Genomic DNA, 25,361 nt, shown 5'->3' with positions numbered 1-25,361 from the left:
GAAATTACTCCTTCCACTTGATGGAACAGCCCATCGAAGGCATCTGATTGATCGGAGCGGGATTTCCCTTTACGAGTTGATGAACCGCGTATTCGAGTTCTTTCCGGGAAACCTGTCTTTCATTTTTCCAGTTGTCGTCCATTCTCCCGTGGTAAAAAAGTTTTTGCTCGCTGTCGTAGAGATAAATATCCGGCGTGCACATTGCCCTCAATTTTCTCGCGACTTCCTGCTCTTCGTCCACGAGATACGGAAATGGAATACCCCATTCTTTGATTTTTGCGAGCATCATTTGGGGAGAATCATCCGGATAATCTGGATGAATGTTCGGATTGATCGCGACCGTTCTTACTCCTAAGGAAAGAATCTCGGTGGAAAAACGAATCAATCTCGGCCAGATCGCCTGCGCATAAGGACAATGATTGCACGTAACGACGAGCAGCAAACCGGTCGCGCCCGAAAGTTTTTCGGAGGAATAAATCGTTCCGTTCGGGTCGGGAAGCTGGAAGGAAGGAAGCAAACTTCCTAAGGGTACTTTTTCAGATTCAAGAAGAGACATCGTTTTCGTCTTAGAGTGAAATCCTCCACATTTCATGAAATTATTTTTTTATAGAAATCGATAAGATTTTTACAAAAGAATACAAAATTCTTTCGCCAATTTCGTTTTTCCTGATACTCTTCCTTTATGACAAAATGTGCATCTTCTGATTTTTCCGTGATTCCTTCGCTTCCAAGCGGAGTACAACCTAACGCGCGTAAGTCGAAAGTAAGTCACGGGAATCGATTCGTAAAAAACGGCGTTCATCGGCATTCGAGTATTACCGTGCGACTTTCTCGTTTCCTCTCCCTGTTTTCTATTCTTCTTTTCATTCAATGCACTGGGACAAGACCTATAACCTTAGGGATTCAAAACGGGAAACTCGGGCCATGTCCGGAAACTCCGAATTGTGTGAGCAGTTTTGCACCTGCATCCGATCCGGAACATTTTATTCAACCCTTGACCTATTCGGGAAATCCGACCGTTGCGAAAGCAAAGCTGAAGAAAGTGATACTGGGAACGGCCAGAACCAATCTTATAAAAGAGGAAGACAAATATCTTTACGTTGAGTTTACGAGTTTGATCTGGAGATTTGTGGACGATGTGGAATTCGCATTCGACGCAAACGCGCCTTTGATCCACGTTAGATCCGCTTCCCGTCTCGGAAAATCGGATTTAGGGGTCAATCGCAAACGAATCGAAACGATCAGGGCACAGTTTTCCGATTCGTCGAATTGATCCTACGTCGTCTTGTCGTTTCCATCGGAAACGTTTCCGATGGAAAAAAACAACCAACCTTGACCGAAATCCGATCAACATTCAAGTATATGCGAAGTTCGTGATATGAACTATTGAGTAAGATTCGTGAAAAAAATAAATCGCGGAAATGCGTCTATTTCGAATTCAAATACGCCGAAATAGACGCGATCAAATTTAGTTGCCTAAAGCGGCTCTCTTTTTCTCCGCTAGAGTTTTCCAATACCCTTCTTGATAAGTTTTGATTAAGTTTTCGTAGAACAACTTTTCGGCATTTTTCTTATCGACCGTCCCGCCGTAAAAAAACTGCTTCAATTCATCAGAATTCATTTTCTGAATAAACTCTTCTCCGGGCTCTAAACTAATAGCAACCTTATTGCCGGAAAACAATTCCGTGAGACCAGCCGTATCATCCGGAATTCCGAAAGGGTCATCCTTCATCGTAGGAAAAACTCTTGCCATCAAGATCCCACCGAATGTGATTTCGCCAGCTTTCGCCTTAATCGGAAACGCTTTAAATGATTTAGCCAAATTGAGAGGAAAATCCTGCACAACGGTTTTTCTACAATTCTGGCCACAGCTTATTTCATAGGAATAAGCGATTCTCGTGATAAGATATTCTTTTGTTGGATCAACGGAAAGCAGCAGATAGAATGGCGAAATATATCCTACTTTCGATTCGAAGTAATCCACCGAGTCACGTTTTTCCACAAGGACTGGGCTGTCATTCGGATACGGATTGACGCTGACAGGATTTTTAGCAGCGTCTTTGGAAATAATTTCGGAGAATTGAACCCCGGACCTACCAAGATCATTAAAGACTCTGCCTTTATCCTTACTAAACATATCCAATAGATCGGTTTGTTTTTCATTATATACATAGAGGCCAAACGCAACGAGCCCGTAAGTTTTCTTGTCTTTATCCGTTTTTGGATTATTCACTCGAACGACTTCTGTAGAACAGTTTACTAATAATAGAAATAACAAAATTAACAGGTATTGATTTCTGAATTTCGACATTTTCTCTCCTTTTTTACAATATAAATTTAACAAGGAGAAAAGCCAAATCTTTTGAGATAAATCGAACGCTCATTTATCACGTTTCGCATTAAGAAATTTTATATAATTTTAATATACAACATTTACGTTTACAAGCCAAATCATTCGCTAAAGGTCTCAATAAAAACGAAAAGGCTTTCATCCAAATTCAAGCTGCAATGCCGAATATTAATCGATACGCGTAATTAGAAAATATGCAATTAAAAAGGACCACTCGATGTTGAAATAAAAAAGGCCCGGAAATTTCCGAGCCCATAATAAAAAATGAAAATGTATTTTAAATCGTCTTCGGCATCGCGTGGATTTCTTGAAGAGAATGGATCGTAAAACCCTTGTTCTTCATCTCCACCATTCCCTTGATGAGAGCCTTTGCCGCGTTAGACGTCGTTAAGCAAGGAACCTTAAATCGGATCGCCGCCTGACGGATCGTAAAACTGTCGTCTCTCGTCACTCTTGAAAGAGGGGTGTTGATGATGAGATGAATCTTATTCTCCCGAATATAATCGAGCGCCGTCGGGAAGATTCCGTCGTAAACCTTGTTGATCTTGGAAGAAAGAATCCCGTTATCGGAAAGAAATTTATGCGTTCCCGAAGTAGCGATCAGATTAAAGCCGAGTTCCGAAAGATCCTTGATGTAGGAAAGAAGTTCGGACTTCGTTTTATCGTTGATGCTTACGAAAACGGTTCCTTGCGAAGGAAGTTCGTCCCCCGCCATATACTGCGATTTTAAAAACGCTTCTCCGGCAGTGGAAGCGATTCCCATCACCTCTCCCGTAGAGCGCATTTCCGGACCGAGGATCGTATCCACTCCCGGAAACTTATTGAACGGAAGTACGACTTCTTTCACCGAAACCTGAGAGAACGCCATTTCTTTCGGAAGCGGAAGGCTCTTTAGCGGTTCCCCCATCATAATGCGGGTCGCATATTTTACGATCGGATGTCCGAGCGCTTTGGAAACGAACGGAACCGTTCGGGAGGCTCTCGGATTGACTTCGATGATGTAAAGAATTTCGTTTTTGACCGCGTATTGGATGTTGATCAGACCTTTGACCTGAAGTTCGAGCGCGAGGTCCACGGTCGCTTTGCGGATTTCATCCATCATCTTTTTGGAAAGCGTCTGCGGAGGAAGAACACAAGCCGAGTCGCCGCTATGAACTCCCGCTTCCTCGATGTGTTCCATGATTCCTGTAACGAACACGTCCTTGCCGTCGCAAAGAGCATCCACATCCACTTCTATTGCGTCTTCCAGGAAAGAATCGATCAAAAGAGGTCTATCTTTGGAGATCTCTTCCGCCTTTTCCATATAGCGGTCGAGTTCCTTCTCTTCGTTGATGATAAGCATCGCGCGTCCGCCGAGAACGTAACTCGGACGAACCAACACGGGATAAGTGATCTTCGATGCAATCTCCCTCGCTTCTTCCATAGAAGTTGCAATTCCGCTTTCCGGAGAATTCAGTTTCAATTTTTCTAATACTTCAACAAAACGTTTCCTGTCTTCCGCGCGGTCGATCGAATCCGGACTTGTCCCGAGAATTTTCACTCCCTTCTTCTCCAGATCCTTTGCTAGCTTTAACGGAGTTTGGCCGCCGAATTGGATGATCACTCCTTCGGGCTTTTCGTTTTGATAAATGCGGAACACGTCTTCCAAGGTCAACGGCTCGAAGTAAAGACGATCCGAAGTATCGTAATCGGTCGAAACGGTTTCGGGATTGGAGTTGACCATGATCGACTCGACTCCCAAATCCTGAAGCGCATACGAAGCCTGACAACAGCAGTAGTCGAACTCGATTCCTTGACCGATTCGGTTCGGACCTCCTCCGAGAATCATCACGGACTTAGCCGGAGTCACGTCGGATTCGTCCTCTTCATCATAAGAAGAATAAAAATACGGAGTATAAGCTTCGAATTCTCCCGCGCATGTGTCGATGCGTTTGTAAACGGGAAGAATCTTTTTGGAACCGAGTTCAGCTTCGATCTCGTCTTCGGATTTTTTGAGAAGATTTTGAATTTCGGTTTTTTTCAGATCGACCCGAAGACCCCCGTCGAGCAAATCCAGAATCTGCTTTTTATTCTTCAGAAAGGAAAGCTGTCTGTTGGAAAAACCGGCTTGTTTCATCTTGGAAAGAACGGAATTTCCCTTTTCGGAATATTCTTTCTCCAATTTGAGAAGGTCTTCCATCTGCCACAGGAACCAGCGGTCCACCTTGCAGAGGTCGTGAATCTGATCCACGGAATAACCTTCGTCAAAAGCGAGTTTGATGTAAAAAATACGTTTGTCGTTCGGACGTTTCAGAAAAGAATCGATCCATTCCTTTCTCTGATCCGGGTTCAAACTTCTTGCATATAATAATTCTTGAAAGTATCCGTCGGAACCGAAACCGTAACGGTCGATTTCGAGGGAACGAAGCGCCTTCTGGAAACTCTCCTTGAAGGTTCTTCCGATCGCCATCGCTTCGCCGACCGCCTTCATTTGAACGCCGAGAGTATCGTCGGTTCCCGGAAACTTCTCGAACGCGAAACGAGGAACCTTCGTCACTACGTAATCGATCGAAGGTTCGAAGGAAGCCGGAGTCACGCGGGTGATATCGTTCTTAATTTCGTCTAACGTGTATCCGATGGAAAGAAGGGCCGCGATCTTCGCGATCGGAAATCCGGTCGCCTTGGATGCAAGCGCGGAAGAACGGGAAACCCTCGGATTCATCTCGATCACGATCACGTCACCGTTCGCGGGATTGACAGCGAACTGAATGTTGGAACCGCCGGTCTCTACTCCGATTTCGCGGATGATCGCGATGGACATGTCGCGGAGATTCTGATATTCCTTATCGGAAAGGGTTTGCTGCGGAGCGACGGTGATGGAATCACCCGTGTGAACTCCCATCGGATCGATATTTTCGATCGAACAAATGATGACTACGTTGTCCGCAAGGTCGCGCATGACTTCGAGTTCGAATTCTTTCCAACCCAGAACCGATTCTTCCAAAAGAACCTGGCTGATCGGCGAAGCCTTGAGCCCTTTCGATACGACTTCTTCGAACGTTTCTTCGGTGTAAGCGATCCCTCCTCCCGTTCCGCCGAGCGTAAACGCGGGACGAACGATCAATGGAAGTCCGAGTCTTTTTTTGATTTCGTATGCGTCTTTGAGATTGTTTGCGAGACCGGATGCGGGAACTCTTACTCCGATCTTTTCCATCGCCTTTTTGAACAGTTCCCTGTCCTCGGCCTTTTTGATCGCATCGACTTTGGCGCCGATCAGTTCGACGTTGTATTTTTCCAAAAGCCCGGCGGTGTTGCAGGCGAGAGCGAGATTGAGAGCGGTCTGACCTCCGACCGTGGGAAGAATCGCGTCCGGCTTTTCTTTCTCAAGAATTTTTTGAACGACCTGAACCGTCATCGGTTCCACGTAAGTGGCGTCCGCAAGATTGGGGTCGGTCATGATCGTCGCGGGGTTTGAGTTCAGTAAGATAACGCGAATCCCTTTTTCTTTCAGGGCTTTTGCGGCTTGTGTTCCGGAGTAATCGAATTCACAAGCCTGACCGATTACGATCGGACCCGATCCCAGGATGAGTACGGAACGGATATCTTCTCTTCTAGGCATACTAAAATTACAGATTTTTAGTTTAACCCTATCCTTCAAGCATCAATTTGACAAAGGTAGTAAATACTCTCCCGCTTTCTTGAATTTTCCGGACGCGAGAAGAAACGAAACGAGAGAATCCTTCAAGGAAGAACATTCGGAGACAGCGAGAGGTTTCACGTTCCAAGGATCGGCGATCCGATCGTAACAACTCCATTTCACCCCGTCTTCGGAAGGCGCGTAGATGAGTTTGCGGTTCGTATTCTGAAACATTCTATGTTTGGAAACGATCACGCTTTCCTTCGCGTAAGAATCACCGATCGTGATAAACGGAATCTCCCCGGCTTCGATCGAATGCAAACGAAGAATATTGGGATAGAAAATTCTTTCCTTTTGAAAAAAATGATCGCCGAGGTCGCTGAACCAAATCCCGGTTTCCCCATAAATCGATCGCGAATCCTTCCAAGTTTGCGCCGTCAAGGCGACGGATAAATCCCTTCCCGCACGATTTTTCAGTTCGTTTCGAAGCTCGTTTTGAACGGGAGAATTTTCCATCGCGTTCGCGACGAACGAGATCAGGGTCGGAAACAAATCCAAAGAACTGCTGATCCCGGCAAATTTTTTGCCCGCGCCTTTGTTGTTCGGAAATTTAATCAGAAGAGGAATATGGGTCACCCCCTCCCCTCGCAGATGTTCCCCGTGTCCGTGACTGTGATCGGCTTCGAAGAGCGCTTCCCCGTGATCGCTCGTCAAAACGATCAGCGTCGAATCATACAAACCGTTTTCTTTGAGATGTGTTACGATCTTGCCGACCGATTCGTCGAAGGAAGCGATCGCGCCTTGAAACAAACCGCGGATCTGTTCCTGATCCGGTTTTTCCAATTCGGAAGAATCGCTCGGGTCCACGAATTTAAAATATTTAAACCTTCCATAATATTCAGAATTTGTAAATTCTTTGTAAAACGGATATTGCGGACTGAACGGGAAATGGGTCACGGAAGAGAAGAAGACCGTAAAAAACGGGTTCTCCTTTTTTTCAAGCGCGGGCCAGAGATCGTCCAGGATTTTAGAATCCTCTCCTAAACTCGGAATACCGCGGAGCGCGGCAAAATACGGACCCGACTTGGGCAAGGAACCCGTAACGATCGGAAGCAGAAAACTCTGTGTTTCCAAAATTCTCTGGGAAGTCAGAGTCCCGGCGTGAAACATCGGAGCCTTTACCGATTGAAATCCCCAATCCGCTCTCGGAAAAATATCTCCGGCAAAAGAGGACACAACCTCGGTCCGATATCCGAGCCGCGATAAAAGTTTCGGAAGCGTACGGGAAGAAGTCCGGTTCAACCCGGATCGATCTTCCGCGTCCGGGAACATATCCTGAATTCCGTGAACAAAACTCGGTTGGCCGGTCAACAGATCGGCCCAAGCGGGGAACGTCCTCGGAATCGTAGTATGATGATCTTGGAATATTACGGAATCTTGAGATAACGAATCGATATTCGGGGTAAGTCCGCGTTTTCCGAGCGAGTAACCCATCTTGTCGTGCCGCAGGCTATCGGCGCTCAGAATCAGAATGTTCGGAGCGTTTTTGGAAACCGGAGGGACTTGCGGTTTGACTTCCTGATTTACGTTCCAAGTCAAAAGGATCGCGAACAATGCCGCGGCGCTTCCCGCAAAAGCGGTAACTTTTACGTTCGAAACCGCGAACGTAAAAAGAAAAGCGATCGAAACAAGAAAAATTCCGGGCACGCTTCCCAGACGATGAAAACAAATCAAAAAAACGAAGAATAAAACGAAAGAAACAAGTCGGAAAAAATCGCGGCGCCAAATTAAAGAAATGGAATATTTTATCGTGCAGGCCAGGAGAATCGAAAGAGCCGCCGCTTGTGGAACGATCGGAGGAACCCGATCCGTCAGAAAGAACAAAAAGAATCGCAGAAACGAAAAACGGTAAAAGAAAAATTCTCCGTAGAGCTGAGGATAAAAGACGATGGAGTGACACCAAAGCAAAAAAACGAAAACTCCGAAAATCCAAACTTCTTTAACTCCGGATTTTTTAAGTTCGCCGCCGAACCCATTCTTCCCTTTTTCCGCAAACCAAGGCGACGACAAAATCAGACCGAGCGCGCCGAAAACGATTCCGCTCGATAATAAAATTTGAATATAATCCTTTAAGAATAAAGGAAGGAAAGAGACGAACAGGGACTTGAATTCGGAAAGATCCACTCCCATAAACTGAAAGGAACTGTTCAAGAGCAAGGTAGCGAAGGAAATTCCCATACCGATCACAAAAAATACGAGATAGAGGCGAATCGTTCTTTCGGTCGTTATGGATTCGATAATCTCACGCGTTCGAGTCGAAAAAATTCCTTCGACTGCGGTTTTCATGATTCGGAGAAATTTCATATTCAAAAACTTTTTCAAAACGTTTTTTTGTTCGGTTTCAATTTTCTTCCGAGGCCGCGAAACATCAATCTTCCGTGTTCGAATTCTCTTCCGACAAGTCGTCGGAATCGTCGGCGCCTTCCTTTTCGGTGTCGGAACCGTTCTCTAAATCGACCGACACTCCCCCGTTGACCCGGAAGGTCAAAAAATTCTTCCCGAATTTACGGGTTTCAAAATCGGACCAGCCCGGATCGATCGGAGACTGAACAAAAACGGCCACGGTCGTCCCTTCGCTTAACAACGCATCCGCCAAGGACTTGATTTTGTCCGTCTTCTTTTCCCAAAAAGAATAAGGAGGATCCAAAAAGAATACGCGGGATCTTTCGGGGATATCCAGTTTATCATAAAAACGGAATACGTCTTTACGATAGATGATGCAGTTGTCCCCTAATTTCGCGAACAACTTCCGCAAACTATCCGATCTTTCCCAAGCGAGTTCGTATAAAACGACTTTGGCGAAACCCCGGCTTACCGCTTCCAATCCCATTTGGCCCGAGCCCGCAAAAAAATCGATAAAAGCCGATTCCTCCGGAATCAATCTTCCCTTTAACACCAAGGAACCTATAATATCGAATACGGATTTTTTCAGAATCGCGGGAGTGAAGTTCGTGTTCCCCGCGACGGCCGGAGGCGTTTCGATCGACTTACCTTTGAGTTTTCCGGTTTGTACCTTGAGTACTTTCACGTCTGCGCCTCCGTTTTTTTCTCGATGCTCAATTCTAAAATTCGAATTTTCTTATTCAACTTCTCGGCGTTCTTCAATTCCTTAAGCTTGGAAAGAATCTGCTTCGCCTCGGCGAACTTCTCCGCCTCGTAAAGAATGCACGCGTATGTATAGAGACCTTCCGCATAACGCACCGAAGACGATCCGCGTTCCTTGAAAATTTTTCCCCAATAAACTCCGGAAGATTCGTCCTCCAAAACCAGACAACGTTCCAGAAACAAAAACACCGAATTGTAAAAGATTCCAGGATGCGAATCCTTCTTTTCATAAATACTTCGAAGCGTTTTGTCGATCTCTTCCGGATCTTTTTCCGCGGCGACATACAAAAGAAGAATGCGGTAATCGACTTCTTCCTTGCGGAGAGCCGTGCGGGAAACCTTTACTAAAGTATCATAGTTTCCCTTTTTATAAAAATCATAAACGTCGCTGAAATCGGTGGAAGAAATCGGACTTTGAAGGAATAAATGGAATAGAACGAATGCGGACCCGAAAGACCGGATGGCGGAATTCGATGCGAATCGCCGAACCGGCCCGGTATTTTTCAAAGCTCGATTACTGCAGCGGAACCGCACATCGGACAAATCGCGCCCTCGGGACCGTAGTCTTCCGCTTCGAAAGCGTCCTCTTCCCAACGGTGATCGCAATCCTCACAAGCAAACGTTAAAACTTCTTCGTCCGTGACGTCCTCGTCGTCTCCGGTTTCCAATTCAAAATCTTCGTCAAAATCGTAATCGTACGGCATAGAATCCAACGGAATCAGGGGTGTCCTCAGTGTCAAGTTTTAGGGGTAGAATAGAATCCAAAAAATACGTGAACCCTGAATAGGCGGATAAAAAGTAGACGAAGTATGTTGTATCAATCCGGTCTGAAAAGTTATAAAAAGAAAACCAGTTATAAACCGTACATTTTCTCCGCTCTTCTGCTTCTCTTAGGCGGAACCGGATTTTTTTTCCGCCAAGACATTAAGAATCTGTTTGCAGGCGACCGAAAGATTCTACTCGAAAAGGAAAGAAAGAACATACAGCAGCAGATCCTCTCCGGAACTTTAGACGAAAGTTCGGTTAAAAATTTCCAAAACGCGGCGAAAGATTACGTTACCGCGAACCCATCGGACGAGCTGGGATATTTTTACACTGCATTAGGAAATTATGATTCGTTTTTACTCAACGGATTCGCATTCGATTCGGGAACGCTCGTCAAACTCGCCTATTCGGGGTTCAACGATTTTCTAAAAGAGGACGGCTCGTATCTTCCGATTCTGGAGGAAATGTATCGTAACGCGCTTCGGGCAAAGGCGATCGATCCGGCCGTCGCGGAAAATCCGGACAACGAAACGATGATCGCGTTCGGAGAAACGATCAAACAACATCTTTCCAGAAAATCTTTGACCGCGCTTTTGAGTTCGATTCCTTATGACAAGATCAGTCCCGAATTCAAGATCGGTTATACTTGGATCTCGATCTTAGGCGCTTCGTTATCGGGCGACACCGAATTTTTAAAACGAAATCTGGCGAGCCCCGAGTCCAGCGGTTCGATTCTTTTAACGGATCGGGAAGCCCATTTTCTTACCGGCCTTTCCGAATTCCGCGCGGGTCAATACGTTTCCTCCTTGAACTATATCCGCAAGGTACGAAACGAAAACGAAGACTTTATCACGACCGGTTCTTGGATTTTGGAAGCGAAGATTTTCAGACTGCAGAATCTTCATCCGAAATCGATTACAATCCTCGAAGAACTCTATCCGAAAGCGGAGGATCGAAGGGAAGAAATCGTAAAACTCGCCCGGGAAATCATCGAGGAAAAACCGACGCTGAAAACCAAGCTCAACCTAGAACTAGAATCGGATCAATGAACGAAACGCGGTCGACTCTAATGTTAAACGAAGTCAAGAAGGATCGGATTCTCCGTAACGTTTTTAGAAGATACGCCGCGATCGCGTCTTCTTCGTTTCTCATGATCTTTTCGGCTTCATGCGGACTTAAACCGGTTCCTCCTCCCGAAGGAAGATTTTGCGACACCTGGCATAAACCGGTCGAATGTGTGGAACTGGATTTTCGAAAAGGAATCGGCAACTTAGGTCAAGGTTTCGTTCCGATGAAGATGAAAAGCGTCGTCAATTATTCGATCGAAATCGAGAACAAACAAACCGTTCTCGTGGAAGTGCTTCACGAACACAGGGTACGAATCACCTTTCCGGAAAAAGAACCTCGATTGTATCTGAAGATCAAAGACAAAGAGGATCGCAAACGCAGATGGGAAAAAGCAAAAGAAGAATGGAACGAATTCTTTCGGTAACAGAAAAATAATTTACCGGATCGAACGGATGTGAAGAATCAGATGGATGGTCGCCGCTCCGGAATCGCCGAAAGAAAGGAAATCCTCTTATTTAGTTTCCATCATCGAGGACAATCGGCACACCGCTCTCAATCTCCAAGAACTCCTATCCAAGTCCTCCGATTTTGAATTTCTCAAACACTATCCCAATTCCCAAAAGGCGATCGAATTTTTACCGCAAGAAGCCCCGGACATCGTCATCTTAGACATCGGACTTCCCGGAAAAAACGGACTCGAATGTCTTCATGAACTCAAGGAAAAAACACCTAACACGAAATATGTGATCTTCACGGTGTTCGAGGACGAGGAAAAGATCGTGGAAGCGATCCGAGCCGGCGCGTCCGGTTATCTTCTGAAGGACACTTCTCCCGAATTGTTTCTTGCGGAACTCAAAGTCATCATACTCGGAGGAGCGCCTCTGACTCCCAGGATCGCGGATAAGATCATCCGCGAATTTTCGAAAAAAGAAGAAACCAAAAATCCTCCGATCGCCAATACTCTCGGATTGACAGAACGGGAAATGCAGATTCTCAACTTAGTCGCGCTCGGCATGACCTTTCCGGATATCGCGGAGGAATTGGATATTTCCAGCCATACGGTCAGCAGACATATCGAAAAAATCTACAAAAAGATGGAAGTCCATTCCAGATCCGAGGCGATCATCCGCGGCAGAAGAATGGGAATCATCCGGGACGTTCCCGGATATCCGTAAGAAAGAATATGAGAATTCTATTTTATTCCATTATTCTAATCTATTGTTTGATAACGGCTTCCTGTTCTCCGACCGTTTCGTCCAAGGAAAGACCTTCGGCGGACAAAGGAGTTATCGATCTTCGCAATTTCGATCTGACCGAAAACACCGCCTCTCTAAACGGAAACTGGGAATTCTACTGGAAAGAACTGGCGCACGGAAAACAACCGATCGCAAAAGAACCTTCGTATTTTCCCGTTCCCGGAATTTGGAGGGAATACGATCGCCATTTCACTCTCGAAGGATACGCCTCCTATCGTCTGCGTGTGTTATGCGATTTTAAGAATCCGAATCTAAAAATCCGTATTCCGAGACTTCCCGGAGTCTACGACGTTTACATCGACGATCATAAGGTTTATTCCAACGGATTTACCGGAGTCGATCCGCTGGATACGGTTTTTGTCGCGCATCCGTTCCTTACGACCGCCGACGTTCCTTCGGGAGATTTTACGATCACGGTCGTGGTTTCCAACTTCAAAGGGAATCATCTCAAAGGAGGAATCCGGAAATCGTTTCAAATCGGCGGCGCACACACGATCGACTCCGAGGAACGAAAGGAAGAATGGATGGAAATCGTTTTGATCATCCTCATCTTTTCATTCGGAATTTATCACGTAGTTTTCTTTTTATCGTATCGTAAAGATCTTGTTCCTCTTTATTTCGCGGCGTTTTGCTTTTTGGTTTCGGGCTATTCCTTTATCACTTCCGGAATTCAATATATGGCGATCCCGAATCTATCTCTCGATCTGCGAATTCGAATCGAATTTTTTTGCGAAGCCGCTTTTTTTCCCGCGTTTTATAGCATGCTTCGAAAGATGTTTCCGGCCCAGTTCGATCTAAAATGGTTTCGAATCGCGATCGGAACCAGCGCCTTATTCTTTCTCGGAATTTTCTTTTTAAACGAACGCAACCTAGTAACCTTATATTCCTTGTTTATGTATACTCCCCCTTTGTACGGAGTCGTATTGATCGTCGGAACGGTCAAAGCTTATCGGGCGAAAGAGCCGATGTCCAAGTCGATTCTTTTAACCGGGTGTGTTCTGGCTTTCACCATGATGAACGACGTGTTCTACGGTTTATACGAAGTCTATGTTTTATTTCCCTATAGCTTCCCCTTAGGGCTTATCACCTTTGTCGCATTAAATTCCTATATCATCTCCTCGAAGTTCGCGGAGGATTTGGAAAGAGCGAAAGAATTCGCCGCGCTTCAGATCAAATACAACGAACAACTAAAATTACAGGCTCAGGAAAGAACGCGGATCGCATCGGATATCCACGATTCGATCGGCTCGGAGCTGACCGCGATTCTTTTCGAGCTGGAATCGAAGGACAAAAACGATTCCACTCTGAAGAAGTTGAAAACGGAAGTCGGCCATTTGATCTCCAACGTACGGGACATCGTGTTTTTGATGCATCATCACGGAAGCAACAAAGAACTAGTAGAGGACGTATTCAGGAGATACGGAGAAAGAATAGGAGGCACGGGAACCATCCAGGTCCAAACGGAAATCGAGGATGTTTCCGATTCGATTCATCTCGATCAATGTCTGCACGTCCAAAAGATCTTTCTGGAAATCATGTCCAATATTCTGCGACATTCAGATGCGAAGAATATTAGAATCGGCTGGAATCAGGAAGGGAATCATCTCGCTCTAAAAGTGATCGACGACGGAAAGAAATTCGAAATCAACGCGGAGGAACCTTCCGGAATCGGAATGAGCAGTATTCGAATGCGGGCGGAAAAACTAAACGCTCATTATGATTTTCTTTTCAAGAACGGCGAAAATCTATTCGTTCTGTATATTCCGATTCTTTCATGAACGATTCGGTTCTTTCTTTTTCAATCAATCCTATTCTTTCGTGCGATCTTTTTTTCGATCGAGGATCAACCCGTTCAAGTCCTTGGAAAGATTCATCCAGATGATACGTTTGAAGCGATTTCCGCTCGAAAACAAAAGATTCGACGATTCCGAATTGATATACGAATTAGAATATTTGAATTCGTTTATCAATCCGAATTGGATTGATTGACCCGCGCTTCGACTTCGATCGGACCGGATAGAATCGTAATATTCACGGATCGGATCGAAGGTTCAAAACGATGCAATCGATCGAGTTTCACGAGCAAATCCCGAAGCAGCAATAGAACGACGCGTGAATTCGCGCTACCGTTCGCAATATTTGCGGAATGTTTCCAAAACGTGCGCGGCTCATTGATATCCCAATCGTGCGTATAAAAGAGTTTTTTAGCGCGTATCGTAAAGGATTCCAAAAGCGCCGCAATCGCTTCTTGATTTCGATCACTTGCGACGTTCAGCTCCAATACGAACCAGTTGTAAAATCCCAGTTCGGGATGTTCCCAAATGTCTCGATATCCGTTTACGGGAATCGTAAGTTTTTTAAGTGTTCGATCGAAAAGAAGCTTCCGAAACCATTCGATACAAAGAACTACGGGCGGAATCACGGCCAAAGTTTTCACCGTCGGCGATTCGAAAAAATCGGGAACCAAACAAAGGACGTAAAAGGTGGGAAGAGAGAATAAAAGCAAAAATATTATAAAACTGTAATTTACAATCCAGAAATCCGCGAGAAAAAATCGGAAATAGCGTTTGAGTCCGATCCACAACGAAGTTCCCGCAACGGATTCGAAAAAGGACGCGAACGATCGTTTCATTCGTTCCGCTCTTTCGGTCCTGGATTTTTCCCGCAAAAGATCGGCGCGTTCCGATCGTTTCAGTTTTTCCCTTTCGTAAATCGCTTTTTTGACCGGATCCATGTTCGATTTGGATTTCCTTTTTAAAGGTGTATAAACGGAAACTCTATAGATGTGGAATATTCAAAAATTTGAAATTTACGAACAAAATCCATGATCGACTAACGCCGCATCATCGGAAAGATGAAGTTGATTCCGAAGATCATCCCTTGCGCCTTCACTTCATCCGGAACCTTTCCGAAATTCTGACCGCGGATCGAATCCAAACACGCTTGGTTTACGACGTCCTGACCCTGACCGGAAACGAGTTTCGTATCCAAAACCTGACCGCCGTCGTTTAACATAAAAAGGACTTTGACTTGTCCCGGAAGAATACCTTCGCGCACCACGGTTCCGGCCATATCGCGATATGCGAAATTTCCTCCGCCGGGAGGAGCGAAACTTCCTTCGATTTGTTTCAACATCCGTTTGAAGTATTCGTAACCCGCGAGTTTTTTTCTCGGAATCGATAAGGCTTGGTTCCCGTCCCAACGAAACAAGAAGTCCTGTTCGAATCGATAGTTGAACGGGATCTTCGTCATTCTTCCGTAGGTTTGCGAGCTTTGTTTCGTTTCCTCGGTGGTCGTTGTTTGAACCGGATCGATTTTGTAGATGCCGACTTCGAAAGCCTTTTCGTCGTTCTTCTCTTTGGCTTCCTGCTTCTGAGCCTCGGAAGGTCTCCTAGCCATACTTCCCATGATGAATTCGCGGAACGGACTTGCGGAATGAAATCCTTCCTTCTTCGTAATCCCGCCGGCGCCCGCGGCGTCCACGTTGGAAAGCGCCTTGTACTCGTCCTTGATATTCTTATCCACAAAGTCCTGTTCCAAAAGAACCTCGTAGATCTTTTCCTTTTCCTCGTTGCTTTCCATTTTGACCATGGGTTCGCTGCCGAGAATTTTCCAGAGCATGTTGCGTGTAAGTAGATGTGCGGTAAAAAAAGACGCGAGCGCAAGAACGAGAAAGGACGCGTAAATCAGCCTCTTGTCGTCTTCGGGAATTCCGGAATATTCAGAATAAAGTCGGGTCTTGTCCATGGTTTCCGGAAAATTCTTCCAATCGCTTCAGCTGTCTGTACGCCTTTTCGGTCGCAACACGACCGGCGGGAGTTCTATTGATGAGACCGATGCGGACCATAAAGGATTCATAGGTGTCTTCGATCGTCTTCTCTTCCTCGCCCACGACGACCGCGATCGCCTTTAAGCCGACAGGGCCGCCTTTATAACGATCGATCATACATCCGAGGATCTGTCTATCCATAGCATCCAGTCCCAGGTCGTCAATCCCCATCTTTTCAAAGGCTTTGAGACAAAGCTCCTTTTTCACCGCGGGATTGCCTTCCACTTCGCTGAAGTCGCGGATTCTTTTTAAAAGATGGTTTGCGATCCGCGGAGTTTTTCGGGAACGTTTTCCGATTTCAAGGGCGGCATCGTCTTCGATCTTCACTCCGAGAATTTTCGAGGAACGCAGAACGATTTCCTTCATCTCTTCGTCGCCGTAATAATCGAGACGAAGTTGAATTCCGAAACGGCTTTTGAGAGGTTCGCTGATCAGACCGCTGCGGGTGGTAGCGCCTATGAGCGTAAACGGTTTCAAAGGAATTTGAACGGTTTGCGCAGTAACGCCTTCGCCGATCACGAGATCGATCATGTAATTCTCCATTGCGGGATAGAGAATCTCTTCGAGTTTTTTATGAAGCGTATGAATCTCGTCTATGAATAGGATTTCATTCTCGCCCATACTCGTAAGAAGACGGGCCAAGTCCGCTCCTTTGGTGATGACGGGAGCGGATGTTACGGTAAGTCTGGTTCCGAGTTCGTTGGAAACAATTCCCGCAAGAGTCGTCTTCCCGAGACCGGGAGGACCGGAAATCAAAACGTGATCCAGCGCGCGTCTGCGGTTCTTGGCCGCTTGCACATAAATGCTAAGATTTTCGAGGACTTCTTTCTGGCCTATAAATTCGGAAAGAAGAGAAGGACGTAAGCCCGACTCTTCTTCAAATTCTTCTTCCGGATTGAGCGTATGGGATTTTGACAATCAGTTCGGTCTTTCCTTGAGCTGGATCGAAAGTCTGGAAACGTTTCCTTGACGAATGATCGTGATGTTGATCCGATCTCCCACCTTGCTCTTCTTCACCGTGCTGACCACTTCTTCGGGAGAATTGATCTTCACTCCGGAAATTTCGGTGATGATATCCATCAACTGAATCCCGGCCCGATCCGCCGGAGAATCGTTCATGATCTGTACAACGACCGCTCCGCCGGAAATTTTCAACTGCTTTGCGTCTTCTTCGTGGAGATAATCGACGCCGACGCCGAGCCAAGCCTGCGCGGGGCGTTTGACCTTGCCGGTGGTTTTCAATTCCTCCATAATCGCCTTAGCTTCGTTAATCGGAATTGCAAAACCGATTCCCACCGAACCGCCGCTTTGCGAAGCGATCATACGATTGATCCCGATGACGCGACCGTTGATGTCTAGAAGAGGTCCGCCGGAATTTCCCTGGTTGATGGAAGCGTCCGTTTGCAGATAATGAACTCCGCTGTTGTCGATTCCCGTTCTACCCACGGCGCTCACGATTCCCGCCGTTAAAGATTGTTCGTAACCGAGAGGAGCTCCGATCGCGATCGCCCAGTCCCCTACTTTCACGGCGGAAGAATCGCCGAGTTCGATCGGAACGAGTTCTCCGTCCGGTTTGATTTTTAAAAGTGCGAGGTCGATCACCGCATCGGAACCCACAAGTTCCGCGTTATACGTCTTTCCCGTTTTTAAACGAACGGTAAGTTTATCCATGGAACGAACCACGTGTTCGTTGGTGAGAATATAACCCTGTGTGTTGAGGATGATTCCGGAACCGAGACCGGTTTGTTTTTGTTTCATCACTCTTCCCCCTCCGCCTTGACCTCTTCCGAAAAATTGGTCAAAGAAAGGATCTCCGAACGGCCCGGGATGAACGGGAACGTTCTGTGTTCTCTCGGTGGCGATGGAGACTACGCTGGGAGAAGCGGTTTGATACACTTCTTCGAAGGCTTGCTGAATCGTGATCGCTTGACGCGTAGCCGGACTCGGTTCCTTGTCGCCTTTTGCGTTGAGAAACAACGGACTACTTTGGCCCGTTCCACAAAACATCACAGGAGATAAGAATGCCCCGAGTAGAAGTGAAATGCTTACGACCGCAACATACTTCAGTTTTTCCATATTTTTCATTGAATTCTATCCCTTTGAAAATGATTTTCCGCTCGGTACCTGAAAGAATCGGTCCGCTTCGTTGACTGTCAAGTTGGATTTGGAAGCAAGGCCTTCGGTACACATTCGGATTCGAAATTGGATTGGGACGAGAGGAAGAATTCTCCCGTCTTTACCGCTTAGACCGAAAATCCCCGGAAAGAGTTTCCAATTTTTGGGCGAGCCATCGCACGAGAGAAACTACTAAGCGGAAGTACGATTCTTATTTTTCGCGGCTTCCCGGTTTTTGCGGATCTGAATCTTCGCGTTGATGTATTTTTGGATCGCGGCTTCGCCTCTTTGATGCGTGTAGTAATCCAGCTTCTCGACGGGAACGATGTCTTCGTCCGGAGTCACTTGCAAAATCGCTAAATCGATTCGTTTATCCTGACCGATGACGATCGCTTCGTAAGACTTGCCCGTTTTCACACGAACCACGAGATGATCGTGCGATTTGATGACGTGTGCGTTGGTAAGAATATAACCTTGTTTGTTGTAGACGATTCCGCTTCCGAGCATCACTAAAATCTTTTCGGAAAGATGGCCGCCCTTGTGGTGAATCGCGGAGGACTTGACCGTCTTTTCGGTAAAGATCGAAACGACACTCGGCGAAGAAGTCGGATATACTTCTTCGAAGATATGATGCACACGAATTCCGTTTTTGGTATGTTTGGAGGTTTTACCGTCGGCAGGAAGATCGTCGAACTCGCGTTCCAATTCCCGTTCGGGATCTTCAAGACCGTTCGAAGATTGTGTCTGCGTTTGAACCTGCGTCGCCGCGGCAGAGGAACAAAAGTCCAATAGCACGCCGAGAACGACGACGAGGGAAAGAAGTTTCAGAATTGAAAATATATGTTTCATAGAGGATTTTTTTTCGTTGGATTCTCCCTTTCGAAAAGAATCCATGTAGTAGAAGAACGATTTCTTAGAAATTCTTCTTTGTCAAGAATTGAACGGGAAACCTTAGAATGAAGATCGAAAAACCTGTGTTCGTTGTTTTTGAAGGAATCGACGGAAGCGGAAAATCCACACTTTGCAAATCATTGACCGAAAAACTCGTTGAAAGAGGAATTCCTTCCGTAGGTTTCACCGAACCGACAAACTTGGAAACGGGAAAGTTTCTTCGAAAATTCCTGCGCGGCGAAATCGAACTCGGAAGAGAAGAACAGATCGAAGCGTTCCTAAACGACAGGGAAGAATCATTGAAACAAAACATCCTTCCTTCTTTACAATCCGGAAAGAACGTTCTGCTGGATCGCTACATGTATTCCACCGCCGCCTATCAAAGCGGAGACGACTTATCTCCCGAAGCCATTCTTACCAAAAATTTAAACCGAAACTTTCGAACGCCGGACCTTCTTTTTTATCTGGATTTGAATCCCGCGACCGCGCTGGAAAGATTGAGCCGTAGAAAAGAGGACAAGGAACGTTTTGAAACCCTCGCCCAATTGAAAAAAATTCACGCGGCTTACGAGAGAATTCTTCCTAAGGAAGCGATCCGCATCGACGGAGAACGGGGACCGGACGAGATCGCGCAGGAATGTCTTTCGATTCTCTTAAAACGAATCGAAAACTAAATTCGATTTTTTGAATCTAGTGGCTTTCGATCTGAAATTCTTTGAGGGCGGCCTCGTGGCGTTCCGCTTGGCGATCCAACGAATCGGCCATTTTGAAAAGTTTTTCCTTACGTACGCGCGCCTGGAGAAATTTTTCGCCGCGGGAAAGTTTTGCCAACTCTCTGAGTTCGCTCGCTCTGGCTCGTTTTGCGGTCGCAGTCGCTCTCAGATAATTCGCGATCGCTTGCTTTTGACCGGGAGTTACCGCGCTCTCTAAAAGGGCTTTTTCGAGAAGACGCTCTTCTTCCTCCTCGCTTACCGCAAACGCCGGAGAAACCAACCCGCATACGAGAACGAATATAAAAACGGCAACTACCTTTCGCAGGGAAAATCCTTCCCATTGATTCAGAATTTCGACCTTCATCTCTACCTCTATCTTTTAGGAATAGGATTTCAGCTCCGATTCGTTTTTCAAGGACTTTCCTTTCGATCGTTCCTCCGGCCGATTTGCATTTGACAGCCCGGCCCTCTCCAAAAGACTCACTTGTAAGCGTACCTATAGCTCAACGGATAGAGTACAGGCCTCCGGAGCCTGGGGTCCGGGTTCGAGTCCCGGTAGGTACATTGCGCTACTGATTCGATGAATTTGCCGCGGCGACCTTAGCGATAATCTCATCGAAACATCGTAGAGAAGCGTGACTAATGTCCTGGAAGTATTTACATTCCGTAGAATTCTTTTTGTCCAAGTTCACAAGAGGAACATTGTATTCCGAAGCGATCACATTGATTCGATCGCTAAAAACTCGATCTAAATCGTATTTTTGATATACCTTATGCAACTCGGGATGAGCCCGTGGAATCCAAAGAACGACGGGAATGTTTTTTGATTTCGCCTTAATGATCATGTTTCGTAAGAATAATATCATATCCTCATTGAACGAGTAATTCGAGTAAAACTCTTTATCAAGAACCTTGGAAGCAAGATCATAACGAACATAACGTTCGGCTTCATTCGCGAACTGAAAATTTTCGGGAAAATCGTTAAAATCCTTCTCCGTGTAAACCCGATCTATTTTTTCCTTTCTGGCTTCCTCAATCGTGTTCATAAAGGCTTCCGTCGTTAATCCTCCGAATTGTTTTAACAGAGGATTCTCCTGATCCTTTCCAAACAATTTCTTCTTCATAGTGGACAAGGAGAGTTTGTAACGATAACTAGCAAAGAGTCTTGAAACCCAAATGTCGTATATGATCTTTCCGGGAAGTTCCTCGAAATGTGCGAAAGTGAATAAAAGCGGAATTCCTTCTACGATGGCGCTTTGCGTGTACCGGCTATTCGTGTTAAAGGAAAACGAAGACAATTCGATCGTTACCAAATCAGGCGTATATCCTCGATCCAACAGTTGAGAAAATCTCGTAAAATATATAGAAGGATTGGAACCGACTGTCGCAAAAGCGAAAACATCGTACTCGCCGAGTAGTTTTTTCTGTTCGGAATTTAAAAAAGGATCCACCGCCGTGTTTTTTTCAACGGGCATTGAATAAAAACCGAAGGATCGCGAAGTTCCGAAATTCCAAAGCGTCTTCCGTCCGCTTTTGGAATCCAGATGTTTAGGCTCGAGATCCTCGAGCGTTTCCACATAAGGATTTCCGGGAAGAGCGCTCGTAATCGAATGTCTCACCGCGGGGATCATGACGATCTTATCGAAAGCGAAAAATAAAAGGAATAAAAACTGAATCTTATACTTTCTCATAGATGTCCGTTAAAATTGGAAATAAATAAATGGAACCGATTTCGAAGACAAAGTTACCGCGACTACCGCCACCAACATACCTAAAGCGGGTATCAGAACTTTCCTTTTTTTAAATTTCAATGCTTTTCGGAAATGTGGAAGATACTCATACACGTGCAATAAAATCGCTAATACGAAAAAATTAGTAAGAGAGTGGATGCCCGGCAATTCCGCTCCACCCGTCGAAAATAAATTCCGAATGATGGCGATCGCTTTTGCCACGCTATCGGAACGGAAAAAGATCCATGCGAAACAAACCAAATGAAAAACAAATACCGAATAAAGAATTTTCGGAATCAAAGAAAGTTTTTGGATTCTTTCCGAAAAGAATCTCCTTTCGATGATCAGATAGAGACCGTGAAGGCCTCCCCAAATTAAGAACGTATAATTCGCTCCGTGCCAAAGTCCTCCCAAAACCATGGTAAGCATCAGATTGACATACGTTTTTACGTTTCCTACGCGATTTCCTCCGAGCGGAATGTATAAGTAATCCCGTAACCAAGTGGATAAAGTGATATGCCAACGCCGCCAAAAATCGCTGAAAGAAGAAGCTAAGTAAGGAGCTCTGAAATTTGCAGGAATATTGATCCCAAGAAGAAGAGATAACCCGCGTGCGATATCTGTATAGCCGGCAAAGTCGCAATAGATTTGAATCGCGAATCCGTAAATCGCCAAGATGCTACTCATTGCGTTGAATTCGGAGGGATTTTGAAAAAGCGGATCGATCACCGGCGAAATGTTATCCGCTATGATTACCTTCTTTGCCACTCCTAACAGAATCAAAATCATACCGGAATTATTCGCCAATTCCGAAAACCTGCGTTTCTTGTTTATCTGAAGCAAAAAATGATCGTGACGCATGATCGGCCCGGCGACCAATTGAGGAAAGAAAAGAATAAATAAAAGAAAGTTCTCAAAAGAAACTTCTTCCGTAACCTTTCCTTTATATTCATCGATTTGGAATGCGAGGATTTGAAACGTATAAAAACTGATCGCAAGAGGAAGCACGATCGTCTTGATTCCAAGGCCGTTTTTTAGTAAAGCTGCCATGTCGAAAGAAAAGAGATCGAAGGTTATATTGGAAAAAAAATAAAAATACTTGAAAACGATTAAATTCAAAAAATTTAAAATAAGAATGGAAGTAATGAGAGATTTCGAATACCGGCCTTTGTATTTGTAGTAAACCCAATAATTGAGAGAAACGATCCCCACAAAGTGAAGTAAAAAGATCGGACTCCAATATCCGTAAAAGATCATGGATCCGATTAAAAGTGATCTTCTCCTTGCCGAATCGTTGGAATACCAATATATCAAATGAAGACACAGAAAGAAAATTACGAAAATCGCAGAATTAAAAACCATTCAAAGTAAACCTATTAATCGAAAAAAATTTCCATGTTGAAATTTACCAAAATTTCACTCAGGATGACATTTCATACTTTTTTTCATGAAGTATCCTTGTTTTTTATGAGAACCGTCACAGCTCTGATCTTAGTTTTGATTCCTTCGCTTCTCTATGCCGAATTCGAAACAATGTATATCCTTTCCCCGATCCCGCTCCATCGCATCGGACTTAAGGGCGCGTATTTTACACAAGAAACGATGCGTAGTAAAAAAGAACTCTATGAAATAGACGCTTATGCGGAATATAAATTTCACTCCGCGTTTTCTGCCTATGCCGCGATTCCTTATACCGAATCCAGAATAAGAGACACCCCTGCAAAAGAACATTTTAACGATGTACAGTTAGGATTCAAATTTTTGAAACAGATCGACCGATTCTCATTTTTAGGAGGCGGAAGAATTTATTTTCCTACCGGAAAAGAAGAATACGAAATCGGAACTCAAAAACACTATCAGATAGAACCGAATCTCTGCACGATTTTTCGCTATCAATCTCTGGTTTTGTCCGCAATGATACATTGGAAAAGCGATCTTTCGCGAAATCGATCCGAGATTTTCGAGGATCGATCCTTGAGACATACATGGACATTTGAAGGCGCATTATCCTACTTTCAAAATCGTTTTCAGTTTCTGATTGAATTCAAACGGATATTCCGGTATCAAACGGAGGAAAACAGACTCTCGACATCGGTGATTGCTCCGGGGATATTCATTCGGTTTCATCTTTCAAATCTGGGATTTTCCTTCCCTATAAACATCGGAAGAGGTTTTGAACCGGGCGGAACGGTTGCTCATCCGCAACCCTCCTTTAGGGACGGGGATTTCGAGCGGGCGGTTCTCATTAAAATGATTCTTTATTATTAACGAATCGGATTCAATTGTTTGAATATGTTTTCGGATAAGGCCCGATAACCTTCGTATTTCAAATGCCCTCCGTCCATCAGCATATTCGTGCGAATAACTCCGCTCAGATCCAAAATAGGCGCTTCAGAAATGCGCTCTTTCATTCTTTGATTCAACTGAGGAGCGGCGAATATGGGCCAAGGAGGTTCCACAAAGTAAACTCCTAAGATAAGTATGCGACCGCAATGTTTCCAAAGCTCTTGAAACGTCTCCTTTTGACGGTCGATCGTTTGATCCAGTCGAGCGGTTTCAATCACGGAAAAATCGCTCAGAAAATCGTTCACTCCTCCGTTATATGTGCAAAAATCGAAATAACCGTTCATCTCGCGGACCGCTAGTAAAATCTGCTGGGAACTTCGATTGGGAAAGGCAACCTTAGTAACGGCCAAAGGTTTTAAAAGTTCTTCGGGCCAAAAAGCGGAAATACTATCTCCGACCAATGCAATTTTTTGCTGAAGAATGATTTGAACGAGCTGTTTTTCAGGAGCATCTTTCGAATCATTCTTCGGAGAACAGTGAACAATGAAAATGCTTGAAAGACAAATTTTGAGAAAGAAAACAAAGATTCGAAAGTTACTCCCCATTTTTTATAAAAACCGACCCGCTCTCAGCTTCCCAAAACATCCCGATATTCTTTCACAGAAAATTCCAACCCGACATCCTACTCGAACCAATCCACGGCTTCATCGAGTCTTTCTCGATACGGGTATAAATTCGAACGATCCAAGCCGAATCGTTTCCAACGAAACGAATAGTCCGTCTGTTCCACCAAAACGACGATCGTCATACAAGAAAAGTCTTGAACATCCGGACGAATCAGAATCGGGGCGACGCGAGTTTCTCCCGAAAACGGAAGAATTCTTTCGCAAAAAAAAAGTTCATCCTCGACGCCCGATAACCAACCACCGAACGGCGGCATCAAACCTAAAATTTGAAAATCGGAAAACGGTTTTTCGAAATATTGATCCTGAAAGATTCCATCGATCGTTAGATCGGGATACTCTTCGTCATAGATTTCATAAATGCTTTTGTGATTGGAAATCTTATTCAAAAAAAATTTCATAGAATCCGCGCTAAGTGATGTAAAACGAACCCCGCAATTACCAAGGAGGAAGGATCGCCAGCTTGTCCGTCAAGGGGACCGCGATTCTCCAAAAGAATGCGGTCCAAGCGACGGGATCATTTTCTTTCCAATGAGCTTCGTATTTCAACCAAAGGTTCTTATCCGTTAATACGCACAAAGGAATTTCTTCGGTGCCGAATGTGTCGGTCGATGGATCGATCGGCCAGATTAGCTCTTCCGTATCCACGTTCGTTTGATTTACGGCGATGAGAGAAACCACGAACAATCTTAAACCTTGATCGGAAGTTTGACAAGGTCCTTCCATGGCGCTGCACACCGCTTTCAGATATTTTTCGTCGCTGACTACCGCATCCGCAAGCATTCCGATTTCGTCACGAATCGTAAACGCGTCGTAAAGCTCCGAACTTTCGATCATATTCTAATTTTATAATCCTATTTTGATTCTCGAAAAGAGCGCAGGAGTTGATCTAAT

General features: G+C 45.1%; 25 protein-coding genes and 1 tRNA gene. 8 read left to right on the top strand and 18 right to left on the bottom strand.

Annotation, left to right across the window (positions count from 1 at the left end):
• Nucleotides 1–4: 4 nt before the first annotated feature.
• On the bottom strand, nt 5–556 hold the full coding sequence (locus LFX17_RS04750; protein ID WP_238729274.1) for a thioredoxin family protein: 552 nt from the start codon (nt 554–556) through the stop codon (nt 5–7).
• 126 nt (nt 557–682) lie between these two features.
• On the opposite strand from LFX17_RS04750, the gene LFX17_RS04745 reads away from it, so the two are divergent.
• Nucleotides 683–1,273: a DUF1499 domain-containing protein gene (locus LFX17_RS04745; RefSeq protein ID WP_319941229.1), complete on the top strand. Its 591-nt coding sequence runs from the start codon at nt 683–685 to the stop codon at nt 1,271–1,273.
• A gap of 195 nt (nt 1,274–1,468) precedes the next feature.
• On the opposite strand, the gene lp30 is transcribed toward LFX17_RS04745, so the two are convergent.
• The 6 genes from lp30 to LFX17_RS04715 form a co-directional block, all read right to left on the bottom strand.
• Complete coding sequence (gene lp30 / locus LFX17_RS04740; protein ID WP_238729273.1) at nt 1,469–2,311, bottom strand: plasminogen-binding receptor Lp30; 843 nt, start codon at nt 2,309–2,311, stop codon at nt 1,469–1,471.
• A gap of 316 nt (nt 2,312–2,627) precedes the next feature.
• Complete coding sequence (carB, locus tag LFX17_RS04735; RefSeq protein WP_238729272.1) at nt 2,628–5,948, bottom strand: carbamoyl-phosphate synthase large subunit; 3,321 nt, start codon at nt 5,946–5,948, stop codon at nt 2,628–2,630.
• A 42-nt stretch (nt 5,949–5,990) separates the two neighbouring features.
• Nucleotides 5,991–8,312: a sulfatase-like hydrolase/transferase gene (locus LFX17_RS04730; RefSeq protein WP_238745348.1), complete on the bottom strand. Its 2,322-nt coding sequence runs from the start codon at nt 8,310–8,312 to the stop codon at nt 5,991–5,993.
• A gap of 82 nt (nt 8,313–8,394) precedes the next feature.
• Nucleotides 8,395–9,054, bottom strand: coding sequence for an RsmD family RNA methyltransferase (locus tag LFX17_RS04725; RefSeq protein WP_238745346.1), 660 nt, complete (start codon nt 9,052–9,054; stop codon nt 8,395–8,397).
• Nucleotides 9,051–9,638 (bottom strand): hypothetical protein, encoded by a 588-nt coding sequence (locus LFX17_RS04720; RefSeq protein WP_238729269.1) that lies wholly within the window; start codon nt 9,636–9,638, stop codon nt 9,051–9,053. Before LFX17_RS04720 ends, LFX17_RS04725 begins: the two co-directional genes overlap by 4 nt.
• Entirely contained in the window at nt 9,635–9,835 is a 201-nt protein-coding gene (locus LFX17_RS04715; protein WP_238729268.1) for a hypothetical protein, read from the bottom strand. Before LFX17_RS04715 ends, LFX17_RS04720 begins: the two co-directional genes overlap by 4 nt.
• Before the next feature lie 105 nt (nt 9,836–9,940).
• Here LFX17_RS04715 and LFX17_RS04710 point away from each other — a divergent pair, with 105 nt between their 5' ends.
• The 4 genes from LFX17_RS04710 to LFX17_RS04695 all read left to right on the top strand — a co-directional run bounded on the left by LFX17_RS04710 (nt 9,941) and on the right by LFX17_RS04695 (nt 13,998).
• Nucleotides 9,941–10,945 (top strand): hypothetical protein, encoded by a 1,005-nt coding sequence (locus LFX17_RS04710; RefSeq protein ID WP_238729267.1) that lies wholly within the window; start codon nt 9,941–9,943, stop codon nt 10,943–10,945.
• A 101-nt stretch (nt 10,946–11,046) separates the two neighbouring features.
• On the top strand, nt 11,047–11,388 hold the full coding sequence (locus LFX17_RS04705; protein WP_406600696.1) for an LIC12806 family lipoprotein: 342 nt from the start codon (nt 11,047–11,049) through the stop codon (nt 11,386–11,388).
• A 46-nt stretch (nt 11,389–11,434) separates the two neighbouring features.
• Nucleotides 11,435–12,139 carry a response regulator gene (locus tag LFX17_RS04700; RefSeq protein ID WP_238745343.1) on the top strand — a complete coding sequence of 235 codons (705 nt, stop codon included), beginning with the start codon at nt 11,435–11,437 and terminating at the stop codon, nt 12,137–12,139.
• 8 nt (nt 12,140–12,147) lie between these two features.
• On the top strand, nt 12,148–13,998 hold the full coding sequence (locus tag LFX17_RS04695; protein ID WP_238745334.1) for a sensor histidine kinase: 1,851 nt from the start codon (nt 12,148–12,150) through the stop codon (nt 13,996–13,998).
• A gap of 188 nt (nt 13,999–14,186) precedes the next feature.
• Here LFX17_RS04695 and LFX17_RS04690 read toward each other — a convergent pair whose 3' ends face one another.
• The 5 genes from LFX17_RS04690 to LFX17_RS04670 form a co-directional block, all read right to left on the bottom strand.
• Nucleotides 14,187–14,954: a hypothetical protein gene (locus LFX17_RS04690; protein WP_238745332.1), complete on the bottom strand. Its 768-nt coding sequence runs from the start codon at nt 14,952–14,954 to the stop codon at nt 14,187–14,189.
• A 98-nt stretch (nt 14,955–15,052) separates the two neighbouring features.
• Nucleotides 15,053–15,967 carry an energy transducer TonB gene (locus LFX17_RS04685; protein WP_238729262.1) on the bottom strand — a complete coding sequence of 305 codons (915 nt, stop codon included), beginning with the start codon at nt 15,965–15,967 and terminating at the stop codon, nt 15,053–15,055.
• Nucleotides 15,942–16,967, bottom strand: coding sequence for a Holliday junction branch migration DNA helicase RuvB (gene ruvB, locus LFX17_RS04680; protein ID WP_238729261.1), 1,026 nt, complete (start codon nt 16,965–16,967; stop codon nt 15,942–15,944). Before ruvB ends, LFX17_RS04685 begins: the two co-directional genes overlap by 26 nt.
• Nucleotides 16,968–18,134 carry a S1C family serine protease gene (locus LFX17_RS04675; protein ID WP_238729260.1) on the bottom strand — a complete coding sequence of 389 codons (1,167 nt, stop codon included), beginning with the start codon at nt 18,132–18,134 and terminating at the stop codon, nt 16,968–16,970.
• A gap of 222 nt (nt 18,135–18,356) precedes the next feature.
• On the bottom strand, nt 18,357–19,013 hold the full coding sequence (locus LFX17_RS04670) for a trypsin-like peptidase domain-containing protein (RefSeq protein ID WP_406600660.1): 657 nt from the start codon (nt 19,011–19,013) through the stop codon (nt 18,357–18,359).
• A 107-nt stretch (nt 19,014–19,120) separates the two neighbouring features.
• Here LFX17_RS04670 and tmk point away from each other — a divergent pair, with 107 nt between their 5' ends.
• Nucleotides 19,121–19,729, top strand: a complete 609-nt coding sequence (gene tmk, locus LFX17_RS04665) for a dTMP kinase (RefSeq protein ID WP_238745327.1) — start codon at nt 19,121–19,123, stop codon at nt 19,727–19,729.
• Nucleotides 19,730–19,745: 16 nt separating this feature from the next.
• Here the strand turns inward: tmk and LFX17_RS04660 are convergent, their stop codons facing one another.
• The gene (locus LFX17_RS04660; protein ID WP_238729257.1) at nt 19,746–20,132 is read right to left on the bottom strand and encodes an LIC10421/LIC12816 family protein; all 387 of its coding nucleotides are present in this window, start codon (nt 20,130–20,132) and stop codon (nt 19,746–19,748) included.
• A 128-nt stretch (nt 20,133–20,260) separates the two neighbouring features.
• Here LFX17_RS04660 and LFX17_RS04655 point away from each other — a divergent pair.
• Nucleotides 20,261–20,332 (top strand) — tRNA-Arg (locus tag LFX17_RS04655).
• Nucleotides 20,333–20,337: 5 nt separating this feature from the next.
• Here the strand turns inward: LFX17_RS04655 and LFX17_RS04650 are convergent.
• Nucleotides 20,338–21,459, bottom strand: a complete 1,122-nt coding sequence (locus LFX17_RS04650; RefSeq protein ID WP_238729256.1) for a DUF1574 family protein — start codon at nt 21,457–21,459, stop codon at nt 20,338–20,340.
• Nucleotides 21,460–21,468: 9 nt separating this feature from the next.
• Nucleotides 21,469–22,755, bottom strand: coding sequence for an MBOAT family O-acyltransferase (locus LFX17_RS04645; RefSeq protein WP_238729255.1), 1,287 nt, complete (start codon nt 22,753–22,755; stop codon nt 21,469–21,471).
• 210 nt (nt 22,756–22,965) lie between these two features.
• On the opposite strand from LFX17_RS04645, the gene LFX17_RS04640 reads away from it, so the two are divergent.
• Entirely contained in the window at nt 22,966–23,766 is an 801-nt protein-coding gene (locus LFX17_RS04640) for a hypothetical protein (RefSeq protein ID WP_238745325.1), read from the top strand.
• Here the strand turns inward: LFX17_RS04640 and LFX17_RS04635 are convergent.
• From LFX17_RS04635 to LFX17_RS04625, 3 genes are all read right to left on the bottom strand, one after another.
• Nucleotides 23,763–24,389 carry an SGNH/GDSL hydrolase family protein gene (locus LFX17_RS04635; protein WP_238729253.1) on the bottom strand — a complete coding sequence of 209 codons (627 nt, stop codon included), beginning with the start codon at nt 24,387–24,389 and terminating at the stop codon, nt 23,763–23,765. The genes LFX17_RS04640 and LFX17_RS04635 overlap by 4 nt on opposite strands.
• Nucleotides 24,390–24,466: 77 nt before the next feature.
• Nucleotides 24,467–24,868 carry a hypothetical protein gene (locus LFX17_RS04630; protein WP_238745322.1) on the bottom strand — a complete coding sequence of 134 codons (402 nt, stop codon included), beginning with the start codon at nt 24,866–24,868 and terminating at the stop codon, nt 24,467–24,469.
• 37 nt (nt 24,869–24,905) lie between these two features.
• Complete coding sequence (locus LFX17_RS04625; protein WP_238745320.1) at nt 24,906–25,304, bottom strand: hypothetical protein; 399 nt, start codon at nt 25,302–25,304, stop codon at nt 24,906–24,908.
• Nucleotides 25,305–25,361 lie beyond the last annotated feature (57 nt).

Origin of the sequence: Leptospira sanjuanensis, from assembly GCF_022267375.1 — a bacterium.
Taxonomy (GTDB): Bacteria; Spirochaetota; Leptospiria; order Leptospirales; family Leptospiraceae; genus Leptospira; species Leptospira sanjuanensis.
The sequence above is the reverse complement of the archived record's forward strand: the minus strand, read 5'-3'. Positions and strand labels throughout refer to the sequence as shown.

Excerpts from the sequence above, each read along its gene's own strand:
- LFX17_RS04750 (WP_238729274.1), bottom strand. The coding sequence starts at position 556 with ATGTCTCTTCTTGAATCTGAAAAAGTACCCTTAGGAAGTTTGCTTCCT.
- LFX17_RS04745 (WP_319941229.1), top strand. The coding sequence starts at position 683 with ATGACAAAATGTGCATCTTCTGATTTTTCCGTGATTCCTTCGCTTCCA.
- lp30 (WP_238729273.1), bottom strand. The coding sequence starts at position 2,311 with ATGTCGAAATTCAGAAATCAATACCTGTTAATTTTGTTATTTCTATTA.
- carB (WP_238729272.1), bottom strand. The coding sequence starts at position 5,948 with ATGCCTAGAAGAGAAGATATCCGTTCCGTACTCATCCTGGGATCGGGT.
- LFX17_RS04730 (WP_238745348.1), bottom strand. The coding sequence starts at position 8,312 with ATGAAAACCGCAGTCGAAGGAATTTTTTCGACTCGAACGCGTGAGATT.
- LFX17_RS04715 (WP_238729268.1), bottom strand. The coding sequence starts at position 9,835 with ATGCCGTACGATTACGATTTTGACGAAGATTTTGAATTGGAAACCGGA.
- LFX17_RS04710 (WP_238729267.1), top strand. The coding sequence starts at position 9,941 with ATGTTGTATCAATCCGGTCTGAAAAGTTATAAAAAGAAAACCAGTTAT.
- LFX17_RS04705 (WP_406600696.1), top strand. The coding sequence starts at position 11,047 with ATGATCTTTTCGGCTTCATGCGGACTTAAACCGGTTCCTCCTCCCGAA.
- LFX17_RS04700 (WP_238745343.1), top strand. The coding sequence starts at position 11,435 with ATGGTCGCCGCTCCGGAATCGCCGAAAGAAAGGAAATCCTCTTATTTA.
- LFX17_RS04695 (WP_238745334.1), top strand. The coding sequence starts at position 12,148 with ATGAGAATTCTATTTTATTCCATTATTCTAATCTATTGTTTGATAACG.
- LFX17_RS04690 (WP_238745332.1), bottom strand. The coding sequence starts at position 14,954 with ATGGATCCGGTCAAAAAAGCGATTTACGAAAGGGAAAAACTGAAACGA.
- LFX17_RS04685 (WP_238729262.1), bottom strand. The coding sequence starts at position 15,967 with ATGGACAAGACCCGACTTTATTCTGAATATTCCGGAATTCCCGAAGAC.
- LFX17_RS04675 (WP_238729260.1), bottom strand. The coding sequence starts at position 18,134 with ATGAAAAATATGGAAAAACTGAAGTATGTTGCGGTCGTAAGCATTTCA.
- LFX17_RS04670 (WP_406600660.1), bottom strand. The coding sequence starts at position 19,013 with ATGAAACATATATTTTCAATTCTGAAACTTCTTTCCCTCGTCGTCGTT.
- tmk (WP_238745327.1), top strand. The coding sequence starts at position 19,121 with ATGAAGATCGAAAAACCTGTGTTCGTTGTTTTTGAAGGAATCGACGGA.
- LFX17_RS04660 (WP_238729257.1), bottom strand. The coding sequence starts at position 20,132 with ATGAAGGTCGAAATTCTGAATCAATGGGAAGGATTTTCCCTGCGAAAG.
- LFX17_RS04650 (WP_238729256.1), bottom strand. The coding sequence starts at position 21,459 with ATGAGAAAGTATAAGATTCAGTTTTTATTCCTTTTATTTTTCGCTTTC.
- LFX17_RS04645 (WP_238729255.1), bottom strand. The coding sequence starts at position 22,755 with ATGATCTTTTACGGATATTGGAGTCCGATCTTTTTACTTCACTTTGTG.
- LFX17_RS04640 (WP_238745325.1), top strand. The coding sequence starts at position 22,966 with ATGAGAACCGTCACAGCTCTGATCTTAGTTTTGATTCCTTCGCTTCTC.
- LFX17_RS04635 (WP_238729253.1), bottom strand. The coding sequence starts at position 24,389 with ATGGGGAGTAACTTTCGAATCTTTGTTTTCTTTCTCAAAATTTGTCTT.
- LFX17_RS04630 (WP_238745322.1), bottom strand. The coding sequence starts at position 24,868 with ATGAAATTTTTTTTGAATAAGATTTCCAATCACAAAAGCATTTATGAA.
- LFX17_RS04625 (WP_238745320.1), bottom strand. The coding sequence starts at position 25,304 with ATGATCGAAAGTTCGGAGCTTTACGACGCGTTTACGATTCGTGACGAA.